Genomic DNA, 20,247 nt, shown 5'->3' with positions numbered 1-20,247 from the left:
GTCCTCCAGAATATAACGAATGGGTAAAGTACAATTAGAGAATATAAAAGCATATGCCCACCACGGGTGTTTGCCTCAAGAAACTAATATTGGCAGTGATTATTTGGTAAACGTATCCGTAGACACAAATTTAATAAAAGCCTCAGTTTCCGATCAGTTAAAAGATACTGTTGACTATGTACATATCAACAGAATTGTAAAGCAAGAGATGGCAACGCCTTCTAAGTTATTGGAGCATGTTGCAAAAAGAATAATCGACCGAATTTTTATTGAACTTCCGACCGTAGATAATGCAATGGTTTCTGTTTCTAAAATCAATCCGCCTATAAACGGAGATGTAGAAAAGGTAACGGTTTCATTAAATTTACAAAGAGGACAATCGGTACAGTAAACTATCCGACCTTAAATAAATATAATTTCTTGGTTTTTAATGCAGCTTAGATTGGGATAATTGTTTATTTTTGCTCTCGCTAAAAAATGGCATCGTGGCCGAGTGGCTAGGCGCAGCTCTGCAAAAGCTTGTACAGCGGTTCGAATCCGCTCGATGCCTCCAAAACCCTTCTAATAGAAGGGTTTTTTGTTTTCTATAATTTTACGTTCCTTACGATTGAAGTAAAAATACAAGCAGAATAGTTGGTATAAAATAGACTGCAATGGTTTTGGCACCTTCGTAATCTTTAGCAATTCGCTGTCCGAATAAAAGCATAAGCAATGTTACACTTGATAATATTGCGCCATATAGCGCAGTACTAGTTTCTCCCGCGCTTAGAATTTGATATACACCTACTACACATAATATGCCGGCAACTACTTCGGTAACCAAAATAGTACCGACCAATAATGGCACCACATTTTTGAAAGGCGTTTTAGAGAAGTGTTCTTTTAGCCAAGATATATTTCCGTTCCAATCTGTAATTTTATCAAATCCGCTTTGTAAAAAGGTGATAATTAAAAATAAGAGCAATAAAATTTCAGTGGCATTATTCAATACTGTATTCATGGTGGTTTATTTAAGTTCAGACTTTTTTCTATGAAGCAGTCTAGTTAGTTTAATAGATAAATCGGTAAATATGATTTTAGAATTTCCATTTCTCTCCACATGGTAAATAGCATCTTCCAGCTCTTTAGTGATATCTAAAATGTTGTTTTCATGTACAAAAGGCGCAAATTTCTTCAACTGAAATCCTTCGGCATGTATTTTTAAGTACGCAAGTTCTTCAGCGCCATAATTGATCATAAGCGCCTGTCTCATAACCGTAATACAGTAGCTTAGAAAGTTCTTTTGCGTTTCTCTACCGGTTTTTGCAACCTCTTCGCTCCACAATAACAATTCATGAATGGCAGCTTTATTGCCTTTTGCTTTAAAAGCGGTGCGAACCCATTGTACAAACCAATTTTCGAAAACTAAATCTTCAGAATCCTTATTTAGGAGGTCAAGTGCCTTATTGTAATTGCCATTTGCCTCGTGGGCCAATAGCATTGCTTCTGGCTTACTAGCACCTTTTTCAGTTAAGGCGGTGGCGATAGCATCTTCTGCCAAAGGTGGAAAATGAACTACTTGGCATCTAGATTTTATAGTTTGTATAATTTGCTCTTCATCTTCACAAAGAAGCAAGAAAATCGTTTTATCTGGCGGTTCTTCTATAAGCTTCAATAATTTATTCGAAGCTGCGGTGTTCATCTTTTCAGCCATCCAAATTAACATCACCTTGTACCCGCCCTCATAAGATTTTAAGGATAGTTTCTTTACAATATCCTGGGCTTCATCTACACCAATTTGTCCCTGTTTCTTTTCTATTTCAATATGGCGATACCAGTCAAAAAGATTTCCGTAAGGTTGATCACTAATAAATTCTCGCCATTCTTTCATGTAATGGTTGCTTACTGCATGAGATTTTACTTTGTCTGAATTGGAAACAGGAAAAGCAAAATGAACGTCGGGGTGCGCGAAAGACTTGAATTTTAAATTACAGGCATCATTACCACCGCTGTTGTCTCCATTTACATTTTGGCATATAATATATTGGGCATAAGCCAACGCCATTGGCAATAAACCGCAGCCTTCTGGACCTACAAATAATTGCGCATGTGGTATTCTACCTGCATCGGCACTAGAGGCCAGGTGTTTTTTAATATGTGAAAGTCCTAAAATTTCATTGAATAACATAGATTCAAATATAGTTGTTTAAAGTGCAACAAATTTACTAGTATTGGGTGTAAATTATCCTATTTAGCTCTTTATCAAAAGCCTTTTAATCTTTACATTTGTTACTTAACAAAAGTAAAATCACATGAAAGTATTGAACGACTTCAATTTTGACAATAAAAAGGCCTTAATAAGAGTGGACTTTAATGTTCCATTGAACGATAAATTTGAAGTAACCGATAACACTAGAATTGAGGCGGCTAAGCCTACAATTATAAAAGTGTTGGAAGATGGCGGTAGCGCTGTGCTTATGAGTCATTTGGGCAGACCAGACGGTAAACCTAATACTGATTTATCTTTAAGTCATATCGTAGATGCTGTTTCAGAGGCTATAGGTGTAACCGTAAAGTTCGTTGGGGACTGTGTTGGTGAAGTAGCTGAAAAAGCGGTAGCTGATTTAAAAAGTGGGGAAGTACTTTTATTAGAGAATCTTAGATTTCAAAGTGAAGAAGAAAAAGGTGATGAAGCTTTCGCGGAAAAACTTTCAAAACTAGGTGATATATATGTAAATGATGCTTTTGGTACGGCTCACCGTGCGCATGCATCTACAACTGTTGTAGCTAAGTTTTTTCCAGAGGCTAAATGTTTCGGCTATTTATTGGCTAAAGAAATAGAAGCGATCGATAAGGTTATGGCTACTGGCGAGAAACCAGTATTGGCGATTCTTGGGGGAGCAAAAGTTTCTTCTAAAATTACGATTATCGAAAATATACTTGATAAAATCGACGACCTAATTATTGGTGGTGGTATGACGTATACTTTTATAAAGGCCCAAGGCGGTAAAGTAGGAGATTCTATTTGTGAAGATGATAAGATGGATCTAGCCATGGAAATTCTTAAGCAGGCCAAAGAGAAAGGTGTTAAGGTTCATATACCTGTAGATGTAATTGCTGCCGATGCTTTTGATGCCAATGCAAATACACAAGTGGTCGATGTTGATAAAATACCTGACGGATGGCAAGGTTTGGATGCCGGACCAGATACACTTCAAAATTTCAAAAAAGTGATTTTAGCTTCTAAAACAATTCTTTGGAATGGACCAATCGGAGTTTTTGAAATGGAGAAATTTGCTGCAGGTACCATTGCTGTCGGTAATTATATCGCCGAAGCTACAAAAGAAGGTTCTTTCTCTTTAGTTGGGGGTGGAGATTCGGTTGCGGCAGTGAAACAATTTGGCTTTGAAAACAAAGTTAGCTATGTATCAACAGGCGGAGGAGCAATGTTAGAAAGTTTAGAAGGAAAAACATTACCTGGGATCGCTGCGATATTAGCGTAGTACAGGGGTTATCGATAAACGGCGTATGACGAAAATTTGTGCATTTTAAGAGAATTTATTTTATTCTCATTAAAAAATGTGCGATTTTCGTTTGTTCCGTTAACGTATTTTACCCCATTATGAATAAAATAGCCTATAATTTTTCTTGTTTTTTAGGATTAGCCTTGGTTCCAATGTTAGCATTGGCCCAACAAAAGGACCCTACACTAAAGGCAGTAGATTCTCTGAATAGTAACACTACAGTTGTTAATGACTCATTAAACAACGTGGTGCCCATAACGCAGATAGATATTGTGCAAGGCTCCGCGACCGAAAAGTTAACGTTGTTCAAGCCAACAGAATCTTCTTCTTATGATCTTCAAGATCATGAGTTAGCTGCAAAGTTCGATAGCCTTTGGATGAAAGAACTTGTAGATGCGGCCCCGCTCTTCAAAGAAATGTACGAAGAAGTAATGGAACTCGATACAGTTTCTACGTTCGTTTTAGACCTACCTACAGATACCTTAAAAATGCGTTTGGCAAAACTGAATGCTAAAACACCTTTCAACGTTGAGTACAATACATCTTTAGAAAGCGTTATTAGATCATTTTTAACGAGAAAAAGAGGATTAATGGAGCGTATGCTAACCATTAGTCAGTTTTACTTTCCTTTATTCGAACAAGAATTTGACAACAAGAACATTCCACTAGAAATGAAATACTTGTCTATTGTTGAATCTGCCTTAAATCCGAAAGCACGTTCTAGAGTAGGGGCAACTGGTCTATGGCAATTTATGTACGGTACCGGTAAAGAAATGAAATTGAACATCAATAGTTATGTTGATGAACGTAGTGATCCAATAAAATCTACAGCAGCAGCAGCTAATTATCTAAATAGATTACATAGAATATACGACGATTGGGATCTAGCCTTGGCGGCATATAATTCAGGTCCGGGTAACGTAAACAAGGCAATTCGCCGCAGTGGCGGACAACGTAATTATTGGAATATCAGAAAAAATCTACCAAGAGAGACCGCAGGTTATGTACCAGCTTTTCAAGCTACCATGTATATTTTCGAATATGCAGAAGAGCATGGCTTAAAATCTAAGAAAGCAGATCGCGCGTATTTTGAGACAGATACCATTCATGTAAAAGGACTGATTACTTTTGATCAGATTTCTGAAATGACCGGTATTAATAAGGAAGAGATTAAAGTATTGAACCCTTCTTATAAATTAGACGTTATACCTTTTGTAGAAGGAAAAATACATGCATTGCGATTACCGGTTCATAAAATGGGAAAATTTGTAGCAAATGAAGAAGCTATTTACGCCCATGTAGAAAAAGAATTGGCAAGTAAAGAAAGTCCTATTGCAGAGATTACTAAACAAGCAGATAAGAATAGTATTCAATACAGGGTCAGAGATGGCGATTTTCTTGGCAAAATTGCAGAACGTTATGGTGTTCGCGTTAGCCAGATAAAACAATGGAACGGACTACGAAGTAATAATTTACGTATTGGGCAACGATTAACCATTTACCCTAAACACAACTCTAGTTCTTCTGTAAAACCGAAGGAAACACCGACTAGAACTGCTGTTGCCAGTAATTCTAAAACACACGAAGTTAGAAGTGGAGACTCTTTATGGACGATTTCTAGAAAATATCCTGGGGTAACTATCGAAAATTTACGAAAATGGAACGGTATTAGTGGTAATAACCTAAAGCTAGGCACTAAACTTAAATTGTGCGACTGTTCATCGTAAACCAAAACACCAATGAAAAAAAGAATTTTACTTTGTTTTTTAGCAATTTTAGGATTGTCGATCGCCTGTAAAGAAGATGGTAAGGCAGATTACCTACCAGAGTCAGTGGGCGCAATGAATACCTTGACGGTAGTTATCGATAATGATTTATGGAATAGTAGTGTCGGCGACGCCATTCGTGAAAACTATACTGCAGCTGCACAGGGGTTAACATGGGACGAGGCACTATTTAGTGTTACTCAAATTCCCCAACAAATTTTTACGGGCTCAATTCGTAATACAAGTTCTGTGCTTTATGTGATGGAAGACACCTTAAACGTTGCACACATGAAAACCAATATGTATTCAAAGCCGCAAAAAGTGGGAGTAATCAAAGGTCGCAATAGAGACGAATTGATTGCTAACATTAAAAAAACAGCTCCAGATTTTATTGCCGATTTTAAGACGTTGGAAATTGAAAAAGCTCAAAAACGATTTCAAATATCATTGAATAAAGAAAAAGCTTTAGAAGAGAAATTCGATATTTCAATGAAAATACCTTCTATTTATAGAGTAGGTAGAGAAGAAGATAATTTTGTGTGGATAGATCGCCAGATTCAAAAAGGGAACATGAATATTATTGCTTATACTATGCCTGGGGATAGTTTTCAGAACGATTCTACTTTTGTACAAGATATTATAAAAATGCGCGATTCAATTGGCAGTCTATATATTGGTGGCGAAGATATACCTGGCAAGCAAAACCATATGATTACAGAAAAAGCTTTTTCTCCATATGTCTTCCCTTCTGAGGTTTCAGGAAATAAAGCCGCAGAAGTAAGGGGTATATGGGAAATGTCTGCTTACCCTATGGCTGGTCCGTTTTTGACCTATATAATTAACGATAAAGAAAACAACCGCAAATTAATATTAGAAGGATTTGTTTTTGCGCCTGCAACTCAAAAAAGAGATTACATGTTCGAACTAGAAGCGATTATGAAATCGGTGAGGTTTAATGTTACAGAAGAGAAATAATTATCATATTCTTTAATAAAAGTAAAAGGCTCAGGAATATCCTGAGCCTTTTTTATGTGAAATAGGTTCGTATATCATTACAAACCTAGAAGTTGTATTTGTTATATATTACTAAAAGAAAACCCTGTAGATACTCTAAAAACTAAAGCATATGCAGCGAAAGCTATTAGTATAAAACACAACCAAGAGAATACTTTGAAGTAATGCTCTAAAATGTAGCTTCTCCAGTTTTTGAAAGCTTCAATATAAATTTCTTTAACAATAGTAATTTTTTCCATGTTCAATGATTTAGGAGTTCATACAGGTAAAGATGTTCAATCTTAATGCCTTTATTGAAAAGATTAGTTAAAAGGGCAAATTATTCTATAAGATGTAGTAGGTTGAAAATGAGATCTATCAACAGTAAAAATGATAGATAAACTACATTATCTACATGTTTTAGAATATCGACATAGCGTATAAAATCACAGATAAATAGAAAGCAGTTCTGGTCGATACAGTAAGAAGCACTTAACTTTATATAGTTACAACAACTTACATGTATTATAAAACAAAAGGCCCGCTATTTAGCGGGCCTTTTTTATTGATGTCATTTTATATTACATATTTACGATAATAAACTCTGATCTACGGTTAAGGTAATGTTGTTCTTCTGTACAGCGAACAGTACCATCACAATCATTTATCAGTTGTTCTTCACCGTATCCGATTGCACTTTCAATTCTACTTGGATCAATACCTTGAGCTATGATATAATCTCTGGTAGATTTGGCACGCTTGTCAGATAAGTACTTGTTATATACACCATCACCTCTTGAATCAGTATGAGATTCAATTTTAATGACCATATTAGGGGAGTCGTTCATTACTTCTACTAGCTTATTAAGTTCTACAGCAGCATCGTCACGTATATACGATTTATCGAAGTTAAAGTGAATCATTTCTGTTTTAAGCTTTTTAATGCCATTCTCAACAGCGATCATATCGTTAAGTTTTCTCATTGATACATCTACATTAACAATCTCATTATTTTTTGTAGCTGCTTCTCTAGTGTCATCAAAATAGCTGCCTTTAGTAGTTTTCAATACATATCTCGTATCGGCATCTAAATCTTCGAAAATAAAGTTACCAGTATCATCGGTTTCCATTTCTCTAAGTTTGATGTTATTCTCATCAAGTAATTCAACTAATGCGTTTGGCATTAAATCTCCAGTTATTAACTCGGTTACTATACCGGATATAGCATTTATACTGGTTGGTATTTCTTCTAACTGTAATGTTTTAAAAGAATAGATATCATCATCGCCTTTACCACCATCGCGGTTAGATGCAAAGTATCCTTTTTGAGTTTCTTCATCCACTATAAAAGAAAAATCATCTTTCTTACTATTTACAGGTTTACCGACATTGCGGACTTCTAAAAAGCCAGCCTCATCGTCAAAGGCAACTTCAAAAACATCTAATCCGCCTAGACCAACATGACCATCAGATGAGAAGTATAGTTTCTTGTCATTAATAAAAGGGAACATTTCTTTATGTTCTGTATTTATTTCAGGACCAAGGTTTCGAGGTGAAGAAAATGATCCGTCTTCAAGTACATCTACAACGAAAATATCAGTTTCACCAATGCTACCAGGCATATCAGACACAAAGTATAATTGTTTGCCATCTGTACTTAAGGCTGGGTGACCAGTAGAATAGCTGTCACTATTAAATGATACTTCTTCAGCTTCTAACCACTCTCCATTTATTTTCTTAGAACGATAAATTTTAAGGTGGTTAATTCCGTTCTTATCACGCTTTAATTTTTTACCATAATTATTTCTTGTAAAATACATGGTTTCATTATCAGGAGAAAAAGCAACAGAAGCTTCATGATACTTTGTATTAATCTTTTTAGAAAATTTAATGGCATCTTTAAAGTCTTGTGATTCTTCGTTCACCTTAGCAACAAACAGGTCTAAATAAGGCTGATTGTTCCATTTGTATTTTCTAGTAGTAAATATGGAAGAATCTTTTGCAGATGCATAAACCATTTCATCTTCACCATAATACATAGGCGAGAATTCTGAATACTTTGAATTTATGTTCAGGTTGTCGATATCAAATTTCTCTTCCATTCTCAATAAACCGTCTAAAACTATTTCATTCTGTTCGGTATCTTGATCTATTTCTTCTCCGGCTAATTTCTTATTGTACAGTTTTAATAGACGTTTTGATCTTTTATAGTTTCCAATACCTTTTAGAGAGTGTGCATATTTAAATAAGTAATCTGAACTCATATCAGACTCATATTTAGTATATAATATGTTGTACCACTTATATGCGTTTTCCATATCAGTATTAAAGTAATGCGCATCTCCCGCTTTCTTCAATACATCATAGGTATATGCTTTTTCTCCTTTAGATAAGGCTTGCTCATAAATTTTAGCTGCTTCGGCATACCACATTTTATCAAAATATTCATCGGCTCTTTTTATAAGCTTTGATTTAACCGCTGGGTCATTCTCTTTTGACGAAGAAAGCATTTCATAAGAAACATCTTCCACAGGTATAGATTCTGTTTCTAGTAAATTTTCACTAGCTAATGCTAGTTCAGTTGTTGGTGTTGCCCTAAAAGCTGTGTTGGTTTCTATCTCAGATACTGTTGGCAATTCTGATAATGATTCTGGTTCAGATACAGTGTATGAATTACTGTTGATCATTTTTAGAATCCAAACTTCATCGTCATAACGATTATTGAATTGTGTAGAACAATCGCTTATGGCATCTTCCCAAGACGTATAATGATTTAAATAAAGATAGTATAGTTGGTTTTGAGGATTTTGAAAGTATCCTGCATTAAAACCTTTTTTATTAAGTTTTTTAATTTGAGAGTTAAGATTTTTGCTTTTAGAAAAAGTGCCAGAAATTACATAGTACCCATTCTCGGTTTCTTCAATATCATGAAAAGCCCTATAAGGAATAGACAACTCTTCTGCTGCTCTTTGAAATGCCGCTTTGTCATCTTCCGCAGTTTCATTAACCACTGGGCTATCAATGGAATTATTAACCTCGGACTCAAGTTCGTCTTGAAAATCTTGCGCTTGGGCAAAAACGATAAAGACCAGAAAAAATAAATTTAATACACTTCTCATAGACATAATTCTTTGTTGAATAAAAAATTCAACTGGGGTTTTAAGTATAGTTCCAACGGTTGGTTTTGGCAGTTTAGTACTATATGTCTAACGAAATTAGCGGTAAAGAGATATTCTAAATATTAATTGTTGTGAAAGATGGTATTTTTGTCGTGAATGAATAGTATTTAGTAGCTTCATTGTCGTTCATCCCCATAAAAAGCCGATAAAATGCATGTATATAAATGCACTACCACTTAATTTATGGACGAGTATTGTAGCATGGACTTCAGTCCATAAAAAAAGCCCTGATATACAGGGCTTTACAAAGTTTATTTTGGAGTTAATATTTTACTTAATCCTTTTTCTTTTCTTCTAGTTTTTCATCCTCTTTAGAGGCATCTTTAAATTCTTTTATTCCGCTACCTAAACCTCTCATTAGTTCCGGAATCTTTTTGCCTCCGAATAATAGTAGAATTACGACTACCACTAATATAATTTGTGGAGCGCCTATGGCCAAAAAAGTAGATAATATTGTCATAAGACTATAATTTAAAATAGAAATCAAAGATACTAAAAAGTTATTAGTTTGCTGCTAATATTAACTTCAAGTACTGATATTTTAGCAGATTGATGAACAACTAATTATATAATGTTCGGCGGCAGTAGGTTTTAATTCCACAATAAACTGAATACCATTTGGTATTTTAATTATGTTTTTAGTTAAAAGAACGTGGGCACTTTACGCCAGTAATCTTTGTGATTAGTTTATATGTAACAAATATACTGTGAATCCCTGATTTGTGAATACCTAAGTTGGATAATGCTTTATGATGAAGTGCTCATATTTTTTTTGGATTGATTTTAAACGGTAACAATACACCAAACGTACCATGCCAGATATAATTTGCATTCAGTGTAAATCTCATTAAATAGAGAATTTACAGATGTAGGACTATAAAAAATACAAGTACTGCGATTTAGCCTATAGTTTTATTTAACTTATGCATGATTTCAGTATGAGTTTGAAAAATCTCAAGTTTAAGCATTTTTAGTTTAAATCTAGATGCTTTAAAAGGAAATTCGAATGTATCTATTTTTGATTTACTAACTAGTAGTTTGACTAGTTGAATATCCTAAAAACTACGATGTTTAGTCTTTAAGGAAAAATTAATTAAATAGAATTTTTGCGTTCTTAAATAATGAAAATAGTTTAGTGATACTTTTATTGATTGTAAATTTTGGAAGTTAGCATAAAACAATTAGTAGACTGGATGAACTAAAATTGTATTAAAAAACGTAACTAGGTAAGCCTCTCTTTCTAAATTAATCATTTCAAAGAAGGTCTAAAATTAAATTCTAAGTTTATCTTTGTTAAGATGGCCAAAAAGAAAGTCAAGAAAAGAAAAGAAATAAAAAGGAAACTTCTTCACAAGTACCGTTTGGTAATACTAAACGAAAGTACTTTTGAAGAGAAAATTTCTTTTAAATTAAGTAGGCTCAATGTTTTTGTTACAGGGTCACTTTTTATGATAACCTTAATCGGACTCACCACATTACTAATCGCTTTTACTCCTCTGCGAGAATATATACCAGGTTATTCTTCGACTAGACTTAAAAGAGAAGCGACTGAACTTACCTATAAAACAGACTCTTTGGTTAAAACCTTGAATTATACCAATAAGTATTTAGATAATATTCGTATGGTATTAAAAGGAGATATCGAAAATACGGTTGTGAATAGAGACTCTCTTTTTCAACAATTCAAATTAGACCCTGCATCAGTAGATTTGAATCCGATAAAAGAAGATTCATTGTTAAGGGCAGAAGTTGCTCTTGAAGATAAGTATAACTTGTTCGAACGAACGATTGACAAGAAAAATCTAGTATTGTTTACTCCTGTTTCAGGATCAATCTCTATGGGTTTCAATGCAAATGAAAAGCATTATGCAGTCGATATTACCGCTGTAACCGACAGTCCTGTAAAAGCAATTGCAAATGGCACGGTAATTTTTTCTGAATGGACGGCAGACACCGGATATGTAATTATAATTGAACACGAAGGCGGATTGTTAAGTGTATACAAGCATAATGGTTCATTATCAAAATATCAAGGTAATATTGTTAGAGGTGGTGAAGTAATTGCTGCAGTTGGTAATACTGGTGAACTTACTACTGGACCACATCTTCACTTTGAGCTTTGGGATAACGGAACACCTATTGATCCTTTAAATTATATTGACTTTAATTAATTACCAAATGTCACTAAAGACTATTGCTGCTAAAATATTTGCACACCGTATCGCAAAAAGAACAGATAGGTGGGTCAATAATCCTATTGAGACACAAGAGAGGGTCTTTAATGATCTTGTTGTAAAAGGAAGTGAGACAAAATTTGGTAAAGATCATAACTTAAAAACGATAAAAACGCATAGCGATTTTATAGCTCAAGTTCCTATTAGAGATTACGAAGAACTTAAAGAGTATGTGAATTTAGCCGTTGCTGGGCAAGAAGATATTCTTTGGCCAGGTAAACCATTATATTTCGCAAAAACATCTGGCACTACTTCTGGGGCAAAATATATACCAATTACTGAAGGTAGTATTAAAGAACAGGTAAAAGCATCTAGAAATGCTATTCTTAATTACATTCATGAAACCGGCAAGGCAGACTTCGTAACTGGTAAAATGATTTTTTTACAGGGTAGTCCGGTTTTAACAGAGAAAAACGGAGTGAAATTGGGTAGGCTTTCCGGAATTTCGGCGCATTACGTGCCTAATTATCTTCAGAAAAATAGAATGCCTAGTTGGGAGACCAATTGCATTGAAGATTGGGAAACTAAGGTAAATGCCATTGTAGAAGAAACCAAGAACGAAGATATGACGGTCATAGCCGGTATACCGTCATGGGTTCAAATGTACTTTGAAAAATTAAAAGAAAATACCAATGAGTATGTAGGTGATCTGTTCAAGAATTTTGAGCTATTCATTTATGGTGGAGTCAATTATGAACCGTATAGAAAGAAGTTTGAATCACTGATTGGTCGTAAAGTAGCAAGTATAGAATTGTTTCCGGCAAGTGAAGGTTTCTTTGCGTATCAAAATTCTCAAATAGAAAAGGGTATGTTACTGCTGTTAGATGCAGGCATATTTTATGAATTTGTACGATCTGATGAATTTTTTGATGAACACCCTAAAAGAATCACTTTAAAAGATGTGGAAATTGGAGTTGATTATGTTATGATTATCACCACTAACGCTGGGCTTTGGGCATATAACCTTGGTGATACCATTCGGTTTATTTCAACGTATCCTTTTAAAATAGTAGTATCTGGGCGAATAAAACATTTTATTTCTGCGTTTGGGGAACACGTTATTGCTAAAGAAGTTGAAGAGGCTATGTTGGTAGCTACAAAAGCAACTGATGCCAGTGTAAGCGAATTTACGGTGGCTCCACAAATTACTCCTCAAGAAAATGAATTGCCTTATCACGAGTGGTTTATAGAGTTTGAAAAACTACCGTCTAATATGGACCTTTTTATACAAGAATTAGATTCGGCACTTCAAAAACAAAATAGTTATTATTATGACCTTATTGTAGGTAAGGTGCTGCAAACTTTAAAAGTTACTCCCGTTAAAAGTGGAGGGTTTTTAGAGTATATGAAATCAATAGGTAAGCTCGGCGGACAAAATAAAGTTCAGCGACTTTCTAATGACCGAAAAGTGGTTGAAAGCCTGTCAAAATATAAGGCATAGCGCAACGAGCTTTTTAAATAACAAATTATAAATCGTAATTTCGTTTGAAATCATCAATGGGAAAAGCAATTACAACAACAAGAGCGCAAGAGTCTACAAATGCAATAGAGCGTATGTATATTACTATGCGCCATCTTTTTAATAGAGGTTTTTATAAGCCAAACGGAGTTTCTGGTGAAGCATTGAAAAATGCCTTACTACAGTTAAGACCTGAAATATATGGTTCTGTAGGAGAAGAAAAAGCGGAATTAAACGGACTCATATACGTTTTAGAAAGATTACCAGAAGGTATAGAACAATGTTCATTCATTAATCTAACTTCAGATGAAGGGTATGGTATTTCTCATATCAATCCGATAATTCCGCCTAAAAGAAGAAGAAACTGCTACCGTATAGACGAAGAGCAGATGAATATTGAAATCACCAGAGGTCGTTCAGATATCTATGATATTCTTACACACCTTACTTTCTTATTTATTGAATCTGAAAAAATATGTAAGCGTGTATTAATCACGGATACTGAAAGAACTATAAGAGATTGGGCTAAACTTGAAGCTGCGGTTCAAAAAGAAGAGTTGACCCAAGCTGAGCGAGAAATTGCACTTATACATACTGCCAACATATTAGGTAGGTCTTTTGAAGAAATTTTAGAAGTCTATAAAAAGTTCAGCACCAAAAGCAATCCAGATAGATTTTTGAATGTCATTTATTGGTTGGGTAAGCTTGCCTTAGATGAAGAAATCTCAGGCGAAAAGAGAGCAGTAACATTTAGTGCTCTGCTAAGAGAACGATTAGGGCATCACATTCATGGAGAAAGATGGGCAAATAACATAAAGGAGGTTTTAATCAAAAACAAACTTATGCATAGGCCAATTCATATTATTTCTGCAAATATGCATAGTGTAATGAATTCATTATTTGCGAAAGCAGCTTTGAAAACTGAATTTCCGAATACAGATTCATTAGAAATTTTTGAAGCACTTAGTAGTTCTGGCAATGCAGCGCTAAGAAAGAAAGTCACGGACTTGGCAGAGAAGAATGGTATGATCATTATGGATGATACCTCAGGAACCAATATAGATGTACAGATTTTTGATACCGCAAAAATTAAGGTTAATAATTGTTCGTATGAATTTTCTGAGAAAGAGTTTGATAAAAAACCTGTTATATTTGTAATGGATTACGCATTTGGCGAGCAGGCATATGAGACAATTGATGAGTTATTGAAACCGTACAATACCAAAAAGAATAATGTGTCTTTAATAAATGTGGATTCCGTTTCGATAATGGGAAAAGCAGGCATTCTTGAAGGTGGAAAAGGAGACTTAATGATACCTTCTGCACATATTTTTGAAGGAACAGCAGATAATTATCCATTTAAAAATGAATTGTGTGCCAAAGATTTTGAAGGATATGGTTTGGAAGTTTTTGAAGGTACTATGGTGACAGTTTTAGGGACATCACTTCAGAATAAGGATATCTTGAAGTTCTTTCATAAATCAACTTGGAATGTAATTGGTTTAGAAATGGAAGGTGTGCATTATCAGAAAGCAATACAGTCGGCCTCTAAAATTAGAAAGAGTATCGGTGAAGATGTAAAAGTACGTTATGCATATTATGCATCAGATAACCCTTTAGAAACTGGAAGTACTTTAGCGTCTGGCGGATTGGGTACAACAGGAGTAAAACCAACATATCTTATTACAGATAAAATTTTAAAGCAAATATTTAATACATAATGGCAAGTAATCAATCACCGTCTACTCAAAGCAATTCAGATGAAATTGACTTAGGGCAATTATTTCAGTTAATAGGAAGGGGTTTCAATGCCATATTTCGATGGTTTTTAAGAGTATTTCTTTATCTTAAAAAGAACATGCTTTTACTAATTGGTCTTGTAGTAGTTGGATTAGCAATTGGTTATGGTTTAAATAAAATAATATCTAAGAAATTTAAAACTGAGGTAATTGTTAAGCCTCAAATTGAAAGTAAAAATTACTTGTATGATGTTGTAGCTGAGATTCAATCAAATATAAAATCAAAGGACACTTTGTTTTTTGAATCGATTGGTGTTGAGAATATTGATTTCAATGGTTTATATATTGAAATTTCTAGAGTTGCTGAAGTAGGAGGCTCAGAAAGTGATATTAAATATTTAGAGCTACTTCAAAGTTTTGAGAATACTGATGCAATTGCGGATATTGTAAGGGCGGAGCTTCAGAACAAAAGCTCATTTAACCATAGAATTACATTCTACTATAAAAATGCTGATTTTGGAAGAGAATTTGCTCAAAAAGCATTAAATTATATTAATACCAATACTTATTTTAATGGTTTATTGGAAGTGCATAAGAGTAATGCAAAAGCACGTATTGTTGAAGATGAAAAACTATTGGTTCAAGTAGATGAAATTATTACTAATTATACTACCGGTCTTGCAAGTAAAGGAAATACATCTTCAAATGAAAGAATAGTTTTAGACAATCAAGAGCAGGTTAACATAGCCGATATTTTTGAATATAAAACAGGACTAATTAGAGACATTGAAACCAAGAAATTAGAACTTGAAGAACGTAAAGTACCGGTTAGTGTAATTAATTTGGGTCAGCCTCAAGTAGAACACAAGTCTTTTTTCGGTAAGAGCATTGTTTTGATACCTATTATTTTTATTTCTGTTTTTTTCATATTATCAGCACTAGTTTACTTAAATAAGAAAGCAACATCTATACTGTAATTTATGGTTGAGCACCATTCTAATAATACAATACTAATTACTGGTGGTGCTGGTTTTATAGGGAGTAATTTTATCCCTTACTTTTTAGATAAGCATCCTGATATTAAAGTTGTTAACCTAGATTTGTTAACTTATGCAGGCAGTTTAAAAAACCTTGAAGAAGTTGAAAAACATCCAAATTATACGTTTATAAAAGGAGATATATGTGACGATTTGCTGGTTAAAAATTTATTTGAAAAGTATAATATAACTGGAGTAATAAATTTTGCGGCAGAATCTCATGTTGATAATTCAATAGATTCTCCCAGGCAATTCATAAAAACGAATATTGAAGGGACTTTTAATCTTTTAGAAAATGCTAGAATTTTTTGGAAAGGTAAAAATAATAGGTTCCATCACATATCAACTGATGAAGTATATGGTTCTTTAGGAGAGAATGGATTTTTCACAGAGGAATCGAGTTACAAGCCTAATAGCCCATACAGCGCATCTAAGGCTTCTTCAGATTTTTTGGTTAGAAGTTATTATCATACCTATGGTATGAACGTGGTGACCAGTAATTGTTCTAATAATTATGGTCCTAAACAGCACGATGAAAAATTGATTCCTACAATAATTAGGTCAGCAATTAACGGTGTAAAGATTCCTATTTACGGGAATGGGAAAAATATTAGAGACTGGTTATTTGTAAATGATCATTGTGTTGGTATAGACTCTATTTATCATAAAGGTAAAGCGGGAGAAACATATTTGTTAGGGGGGAATAATGAATATGATAATTTGACGATAGCTATGAAGATTTGTGATATTTTAGATCATAAAATGCTAAACAAAAATAGCAGTTTTAGTGATCAGATTCAATTTGTGGAAGATCGCCTAGGACACGATTTTAGGTATGCAATAGATGCTTCAAAAATCACTAAAGAGTTAAATTGGAAAGCGTTAGAAAAATTTGACTCAGGTCTAGAGAAAACTGTTGACTGGTATTTAAACAAATATCAACTTTAAATTTATGAAAGGAATCATACTCGCAGGGGGTACTGGATCACGTTTATGGCCACTAACTAAAGCTTTAAGTAAACAGTTAATGCCTATTTATGATAAGCCTATGATATACTACCCATTATCCACGTTGATGATGGCTGGAATTCGTGAAATATTAATTATCACAACTACTGATGATTTGCCTTTATTTAAAAAGCTTCTTTCTGACGGAAGTCAGTTAGGTTGTAGATTTGAATATGCCGTGCAAAAAGAACCTAAAGGATTAGCGGAAGCTTTCATTATTGGCAAAAAATTTATTGGATCCAGTAAGGTTGCCTTAATTTTAGGAGATAATATTTTTTACGGTAATGGTCTTGAGAAATTGTTAAAGGAAAATGGTGATCCAGATGGCGGTATTATTTATGGGTACCATGTAAATAACCCAAAGAGATATGGTGTAGTCGAATTTGATAATAACGGAAAGGCTATCTCGATTGTTGAAAAACCAGAAACGCCTAAATCTAATTATGCTATACCAGGTATCTATTTTTATGATAATGAAGTGATTGAAATTGCTGAAAACACAGAGCCAAGTAGCAGAGGAGAATTAGAAATTACAGATGTTAATATTGCTTATTTAAAAAAGGAAAGGTTGCAAGTAAGTGTTCTTGATAAAGGTATTGCATGGCTAGACACAGGTACATTCAGTTCTTTAATGCAAGCCTCTCAATTTGTTCAGGTTATAGAAGAGCGACAAGGATTAAAAATTGGTTGTATAGAGGAAGTGGCTTTTACCCAAGGTTTTATTGATGCAAAACAACTTAAAGAACTTGCTGAACCTTTGCTAAAGAGTGGTTATGGAGAATATTTAATGAATTTGATTAAATGAAAATAACCGAAACAAAACTAAAAGGTTGCTTAATTCTAGAGCCTCAAATTTTTGAAGACAATAGAGGTGTCTTTTTTGAAGTCTTTAAAAAAAAAGAACTGAGTGATTTTTTAGGGTATGAAGTTGATTTTGTACAGGAAAATAAATCTCTTTCTAAAAAAGGTGTTTTAAGAGGACTGCATTTTCAAAAAGGAGAAAGCGCACAAGCCAAGTTAGTTTCAGTTCAAAATGGTAGCGTAGTCGATGTAATCGTTGATATTAGACCTGATAGTGTAACTTTTGGCGAACATATTAAAGTGCATTTATCAGATGTAAATAATAAAAGTATTTTTATACCAAAAGGTATGGCACACGGGTTTTTAACCCTTACTAATGATGTAGTATTTACGTATCTCTGTGATAACTATTATAATCCTAAAATGGAGTCTGGGATATTATATAACGATGCTGACTTAGCCATAGATTGGGGTTTTTCATTATCAGAATTAATAGTTTCAGAAAAAGATCTGATCTTGCCAACTTTCAAAGAATTGATGCAATGAAGAAGGTTTTAGTTACGGGGGCAAATGGGCAGTTAGGGCAATGTTTACAGAAAATTGCTCCGTTGTATAAAAACTTGCAATTCACTTTTAAAAATTCTAAAGATTTAGACATTACAGATGTTTTATCAATTAAAAAAACATTTGACCTGGTTGATTTTGATTATTGTATTAATTGCGCAGCATATACCAATGTAGAACAAGCCGAAAAAACACCAGATTTAGCATTTAAGGTTAATGCAGAAGGTGTCAAAAATCTTGCTTTTGCTTGTAAAAAAAGTAAAGTTGGTTTAATTCATATTTCTACGGATTATGTTTTTGATGGCGAAAAGAATGAGCCATATACCATCAATGATATACCGAACCCCATAAACGAATACGGAAAATCTAAATTAATGGGTGAGACATATATCCAAGAGGTAATGGTTGACTATATTATCATAAGAACTTCATGGTTGTATTCTGAATTTGGAAACAATTTTTATACTTCTATCATGAAGAAAGCTAAGGCAGGGGAGAATCTTTCTGTTACTGACGAACAAATCGGCTGTCCTACAAATGCGAATAATTTGGCAAATTATATTCTTGAAAATATGTTGACGAATAATGTTAAAAATAGAGTCAAGCACTTTACAGATGGTATAGCAACTACTTGGTATGGATTTGCGCAGTCCATTTTAGCAGATCACAATATGCAAAATAAAGTTCAATTAGTTAGAGATAAGAATTATCGTACTTTTGTAAGAAGACCTAAAAATAGTGTGCTTAAATAGCATAAAAACCACCTAGTTTATGGAAATACTTAGCCTTATAGGTAGAGACAAAGAATTATTTGAAAATGATGTAACAGCACATGAAAAGGAATTATTTGAAAAAGTAAGTACCTCGTCATTCCTAGTTATTGGGGGCGCTGGATCTATAGGCCAGGCGGTAACAAAAGAGATATTCAAAAGAAAACCTTTAAAACTACATGTTGTTGATATAAGTGAGAATAACATGGTTGAATTAGTTCGCGACATACGTAGTTCTTTTGGGTATATCGATGGAGATTTTCAAACATTTGCATTAGATATAGGTTCGATAGAATATGATGCGTTTATTGAAGCAGATGGTCATTATGATTATGTTCTTAATCTTTCGGCATTAAAACATGTACGTAGCGAGAAAGACCCTTTTACGTTAATGAGAATGATTGAAGTAAATATTTTCAATACAGATAAAACTATAAAACAGGCAATAGTCAAAGGGACTAAGAAATATTTTTGTGTTTCTACTGATAAAGCTGCCAATCCAGTAAATATGATGGGCGCTTCAAAACGAATTATGGAAATGTTTTTAATGCGTAATAGTGTTAATATTCCTATATCTACAGCTCGCTTTGCTAATGTGGCATTTTCAGATGGTTCGTTATTACATGGTTTTGATCAACGTATAAAGAAAGGTCAGCCAATTGTGGCACCGAATGATATAAAACGATATTTCGTTGTTCCAAAAGAAAGTGGAGAATTGTGTCTTATGTCTTGTATTTTTGGTGAGAATAGAGATATATTCTTTCCTAAACTGGAGGAGGGCTTGCATTTAATTTCATTTGCTGACATTGCAGTGAAATATTTAAGAAGCCTTGGGTATGAACCATTTCTTTGTGAGAATGAACAGCAAGCTCGAGATTTGGTAAAAACCCTTCCAGGCGATGGGAAATGGCCTTGTTTGTTTTCTGGTAGTGATACTACTGGCGAAAAAGACTTTGAAGAGTTTTTCACAGAAAATGAAACTTTAGATATGAAGCGATTTAAAAAGTTGGGTATTATAAAGAACGAGTTAAATGTCGATTTTGAGAAGTTAGAATATTTTGAGAAGACTATTTCAGATATAAAACAACAAAAAACGTGGTCTAAAGAACCTATTGTCGATTTATTTTTTAAAATGATTCCTACTTTTGGTCATAAAGAAACTGGTAAGTATTTAGATAGTAAAATGTAATTTTA

The 20,247-nt window shown here is 33.8% G+C and carries 18 protein-coding genes and 1 tRNA gene; 14 read left to right on the top strand and 5 right to left on the bottom strand.

Annotated elements, in window-relative coordinates; translation table 11 throughout:
* Positions 1-19 precede the first annotated feature (19 nt).
* On the top strand, positions 20-391 hold the full coding sequence (gene folB, locus ACEN2N_RS10395; RefSeq protein WP_441824259.1) for a dihydroneopterin aldolase: 372 nt from the start codon (positions 20-22) through the stop codon (positions 389-391).
* A gap of 88 nt (positions 392-479) precedes the next feature.
* Positions 480-553: transfer RNA gene (locus ACEN2N_RS10390), tRNA-Cys, on the top strand.
* A 48-nt stretch (positions 554-601) separates the two neighbouring features.
* Here ACEN2N_RS10390 and ACEN2N_RS10385 read toward each other — a convergent pair.
* Together ACEN2N_RS10385 and ACEN2N_RS10380 are read right to left on the bottom strand one after the other, a co-directional pair.
* Positions 602-1,000 carry a DoxX family membrane protein gene (locus tag ACEN2N_RS10385; protein WP_441824258.1) on the bottom strand — a complete coding sequence of 133 codons (399 nt, stop codon included), beginning with the start codon at positions 998-1,000 and terminating at the stop codon, positions 602-604.
* A gap of 6 nt (positions 1,001-1,006) precedes the next feature.
* The gene (locus ACEN2N_RS10380; RefSeq protein ID WP_441824257.1) at positions 1,007-2,167 is read right to left on the bottom strand and encodes a DNA polymerase III subunit; all 1,161 of its coding nucleotides are present in this window, start codon (positions 2,165-2,167) and stop codon (positions 1,007-1,009) included.
* A gap of 124 nt (positions 2,168-2,291) precedes the next feature.
* On the opposite strand from ACEN2N_RS10380, the gene ACEN2N_RS10375 reads away from it, so the two are divergent.
* From ACEN2N_RS10375 to ACEN2N_RS10365, 3 genes are all read left to right on the top strand, one after another.
* Positions 2,292-3,482 carry a phosphoglycerate kinase gene (locus tag ACEN2N_RS10375; RefSeq protein WP_441824256.1) on the top strand — a complete coding sequence of 397 codons (1,191 nt, stop codon included), beginning with the start codon at positions 2,292-2,294 and terminating at the stop codon, positions 3,480-3,482.
* Positions 3,483-3,601: 119 nt separating this feature from the next.
* Positions 3,602-5,230, top strand: coding sequence for a LysM peptidoglycan-binding domain-containing protein (locus ACEN2N_RS10370; protein ID WP_441824255.1), 1,629 nt, complete (start codon positions 3,602-3,604; stop codon positions 5,228-5,230).
* A gap of 12 nt (positions 5,231-5,242) precedes the next feature.
* Complete coding sequence (locus tag ACEN2N_RS10365; protein WP_441824254.1) at positions 5,243-6,244, top strand: DUF4837 family protein; 1,002 nt, start codon at positions 5,243-5,245, stop codon at positions 6,242-6,244.
* Between the two features lie 101 nt (positions 6,245-6,345).
* Here ACEN2N_RS10365 and ACEN2N_RS10360 read toward each other — a convergent pair whose 3' ends face one another.
* The 3 genes from ACEN2N_RS10360 to ACEN2N_RS10350 all read right to left on the bottom strand — a co-directional run bounded on the left by ACEN2N_RS10360 (position 6,346) and on the right by ACEN2N_RS10350 (position 9,901).
* Positions 6,346-6,522, bottom strand: a complete 177-nt coding sequence (locus tag ACEN2N_RS10360; RefSeq protein WP_441824253.1) for a DUF6747 family protein — start codon at positions 6,520-6,522, stop codon at positions 6,346-6,348.
* A 321-nt stretch (positions 6,523-6,843) separates the two neighbouring features.
* Complete coding sequence (locus tag ACEN2N_RS10355) at positions 6,844-9,381, bottom strand: OmpA family protein (RefSeq protein ID WP_441824252.1); 2,538 nt, start codon at positions 9,379-9,381, stop codon at positions 6,844-6,846.
* Positions 9,382-9,715: 334 nt separating this feature from the next.
* Positions 9,716-9,901, bottom strand: a complete 186-nt coding sequence (locus ACEN2N_RS10350; RefSeq protein ID WP_441824251.1) for a Sec-independent protein translocase subunit TatA/TatB — start codon at positions 9,899-9,901, stop codon at positions 9,716-9,718.
* Between the two features lie 838 nt (positions 9,902-10,739).
* Here ACEN2N_RS10350 and ACEN2N_RS10345 point away from each other — a divergent pair.
* Genes ACEN2N_RS10345 through ACEN2N_RS10305 form a run of 9 tightly spaced genes read left to right on the top strand, consistent with a single transcriptional unit; the run spans position 10,740 to position 20,242 of the window.
* Positions 10,740-11,612 (top strand): M23 family metallopeptidase, encoded by an 873-nt coding sequence (locus ACEN2N_RS10345; RefSeq protein ID WP_441824250.1) that lies wholly within the window; start codon positions 10,740-10,742, stop codon positions 11,610-11,612.
* Positions 11,613-11,619: 7 nt separating this feature from the next.
* On the top strand, positions 11,620-13,116 hold the full coding sequence (locus ACEN2N_RS10340) for a GH3 family domain-containing protein (RefSeq protein ID WP_441824249.1): 1,497 nt from the start codon (positions 11,620-11,622) through the stop codon (positions 13,114-13,116).
* Positions 13,117-13,172: 56 nt separating this feature from the next.
* Complete coding sequence (locus ACEN2N_RS10335) at positions 13,173-14,855, top strand: DUF6909 family protein (protein WP_441824377.1); 1,683 nt, start codon at positions 13,173-13,175, stop codon at positions 14,853-14,855.
* Complete coding sequence (locus tag ACEN2N_RS10330) at positions 14,855-15,850, top strand: hypothetical protein (RefSeq protein WP_441824248.1); 996 nt, start codon at positions 14,855-14,857, stop codon at positions 15,848-15,850. The genes ACEN2N_RS10335 and ACEN2N_RS10330 overlap by 1 nt, the downstream gene beginning before the upstream one ends.
* Before the next feature lie 3 nt (positions 15,851-15,853).
* The gene (gene rfbB / locus ACEN2N_RS10325) at positions 15,854-16,858 is read left to right on the top strand and encodes a dTDP-glucose 4,6-dehydratase (RefSeq protein WP_441824247.1); all 1,005 of its coding nucleotides are present in this window, start codon (positions 15,854-15,856) and stop codon (positions 16,856-16,858) included.
* 4 nt (positions 16,859-16,862) lie between these two features.
* Entirely contained in the window at positions 16,863-17,723 is an 861-nt protein-coding gene (gene rfbA / locus ACEN2N_RS10320) for a glucose-1-phosphate thymidylyltransferase RfbA (RefSeq protein WP_441824246.1), read from the top strand.
* On the top strand, positions 17,720-18,265 hold the full coding sequence (gene rfbC, locus ACEN2N_RS10315) for a dTDP-4-dehydrorhamnose 3,5-epimerase (RefSeq protein WP_441824245.1): 546 nt from the start codon (positions 17,720-17,722) through the stop codon (positions 18,263-18,265). The genes rfbA and rfbC overlap by 4 nt, the downstream gene beginning before the upstream one ends.
* Complete coding sequence (gene rfbD / locus ACEN2N_RS10310) at positions 18,262-19,035, top strand: dTDP-4-dehydrorhamnose reductase (RefSeq protein WP_441824244.1); 774 nt, start codon at positions 18,262-18,264, stop codon at positions 19,033-19,035. The genes rfbC and rfbD overlap by 4 nt, the downstream gene beginning before the upstream one ends.
* A gap of 19 nt (positions 19,036-19,054) precedes the next feature.
* The gene (locus tag ACEN2N_RS10305) at positions 19,055-20,242 is read left to right on the top strand and encodes a UDP-N-acetylglucosamine 4,6-dehydratase (protein ID WP_441824243.1); all 1,188 of its coding nucleotides are present in this window, start codon (positions 19,055-19,057) and stop codon (positions 20,240-20,242) included.
* Positions 20,243-20,247 lie beyond the last annotated feature (5 nt).

The organism is Maribacter spongiicola (genome assembly GCF_052119685.1).
Taxonomy (GTDB): Bacteria; Bacteroidota; Bacteroidia; order Flavobacteriales; family Flavobacteriaceae; genus Maribacter; species Maribacter spongiicola_A.
Note: the sequence above shows the minus strand (reverse complement) of the source record. Positions and strands in the feature narration are given on the sequence as shown.

Excerpts from the sequence above, each read along its gene's own strand:
- folB (WP_441824259.1), top strand. The coding sequence starts at position 20 with ATGGGTAAAGTACAATTAGAGAATATAAAAGCATATGCCCACCACGGG.
- ACEN2N_RS10385 (WP_441824258.1), bottom strand. The coding sequence starts at position 1,000 with ATGAATACAGTATTGAATAATGCCACTGAAATTTTATTGCTCTTATTT.
- ACEN2N_RS10380 (WP_441824257.1), bottom strand. The coding sequence starts at position 2,167 with ATGTTATTCAATGAAATTTTAGGACTTTCACATATTAAAAAACACCTG.
- ACEN2N_RS10375 (WP_441824256.1), top strand. The coding sequence starts at position 2,292 with ATGAAAGTATTGAACGACTTCAATTTTGACAATAAAAAGGCCTTAATA.
- ACEN2N_RS10370 (WP_441824255.1), top strand. The coding sequence starts at position 3,602 with ATGAATAAAATAGCCTATAATTTTTCTTGTTTTTTAGGATTAGCCTTG.
- ACEN2N_RS10365 (WP_441824254.1), top strand. The coding sequence starts at position 5,243 with ATGAAAAAAAGAATTTTACTTTGTTTTTTAGCAATTTTAGGATTGTCG.
- ACEN2N_RS10360 (WP_441824253.1), bottom strand. The coding sequence starts at position 6,522 with ATGGAAAAAATTACTATTGTTAAAGAAATTTATATTGAAGCTTTCAAA.
- ACEN2N_RS10355 (WP_441824252.1), bottom strand. The coding sequence starts at position 9,381 with ATGAGAAGTGTATTAAATTTATTTTTTCTGGTCTTTATCGTTTTTGCC.
- ACEN2N_RS10350 (WP_441824251.1), bottom strand. The coding sequence starts at position 9,901 with ATGACAATATTATCTACTTTTTTGGCCATAGGCGCTCCACAAATTATA.
- ACEN2N_RS10345 (WP_441824250.1), top strand. The coding sequence starts at position 10,740 with ATGGCCAAAAAGAAAGTCAAGAAAAGAAAAGAAATAAAAAGGAAACTT.
- ACEN2N_RS10340 (WP_441824249.1), top strand. The coding sequence starts at position 11,620 with ATGTCACTAAAGACTATTGCTGCTAAAATATTTGCACACCGTATCGCA.
- ACEN2N_RS10335 (WP_441824377.1), top strand. The coding sequence starts at position 13,173 with ATGGGAAAAGCAATTACAACAACAAGAGCGCAAGAGTCTACAAATGCA.
- ACEN2N_RS10330 (WP_441824248.1), top strand. The coding sequence starts at position 14,855 with ATGGCAAGTAATCAATCACCGTCTACTCAAAGCAATTCAGATGAAATT.
- rfbB (WP_441824247.1), top strand. The coding sequence starts at position 15,854 with ATGGTTGAGCACCATTCTAATAATACAATACTAATTACTGGTGGTGCT.
- rfbA (WP_441824246.1), top strand. The coding sequence starts at position 16,863 with ATGAAAGGAATCATACTCGCAGGGGGTACTGGATCACGTTTATGGCCA.
- rfbC (WP_441824245.1), top strand. The coding sequence starts at position 17,720 with ATGAAAATAACCGAAACAAAACTAAAAGGTTGCTTAATTCTAGAGCCT.
- rfbD (WP_441824244.1), top strand. The coding sequence starts at position 18,262 with ATGAAGAAGGTTTTAGTTACGGGGGCAAATGGGCAGTTAGGGCAATGT.
- ACEN2N_RS10305 (WP_441824243.1), top strand. The coding sequence starts at position 19,055 with ATGGAAATACTTAGCCTTATAGGTAGAGACAAAGAATTATTTGAAAAT.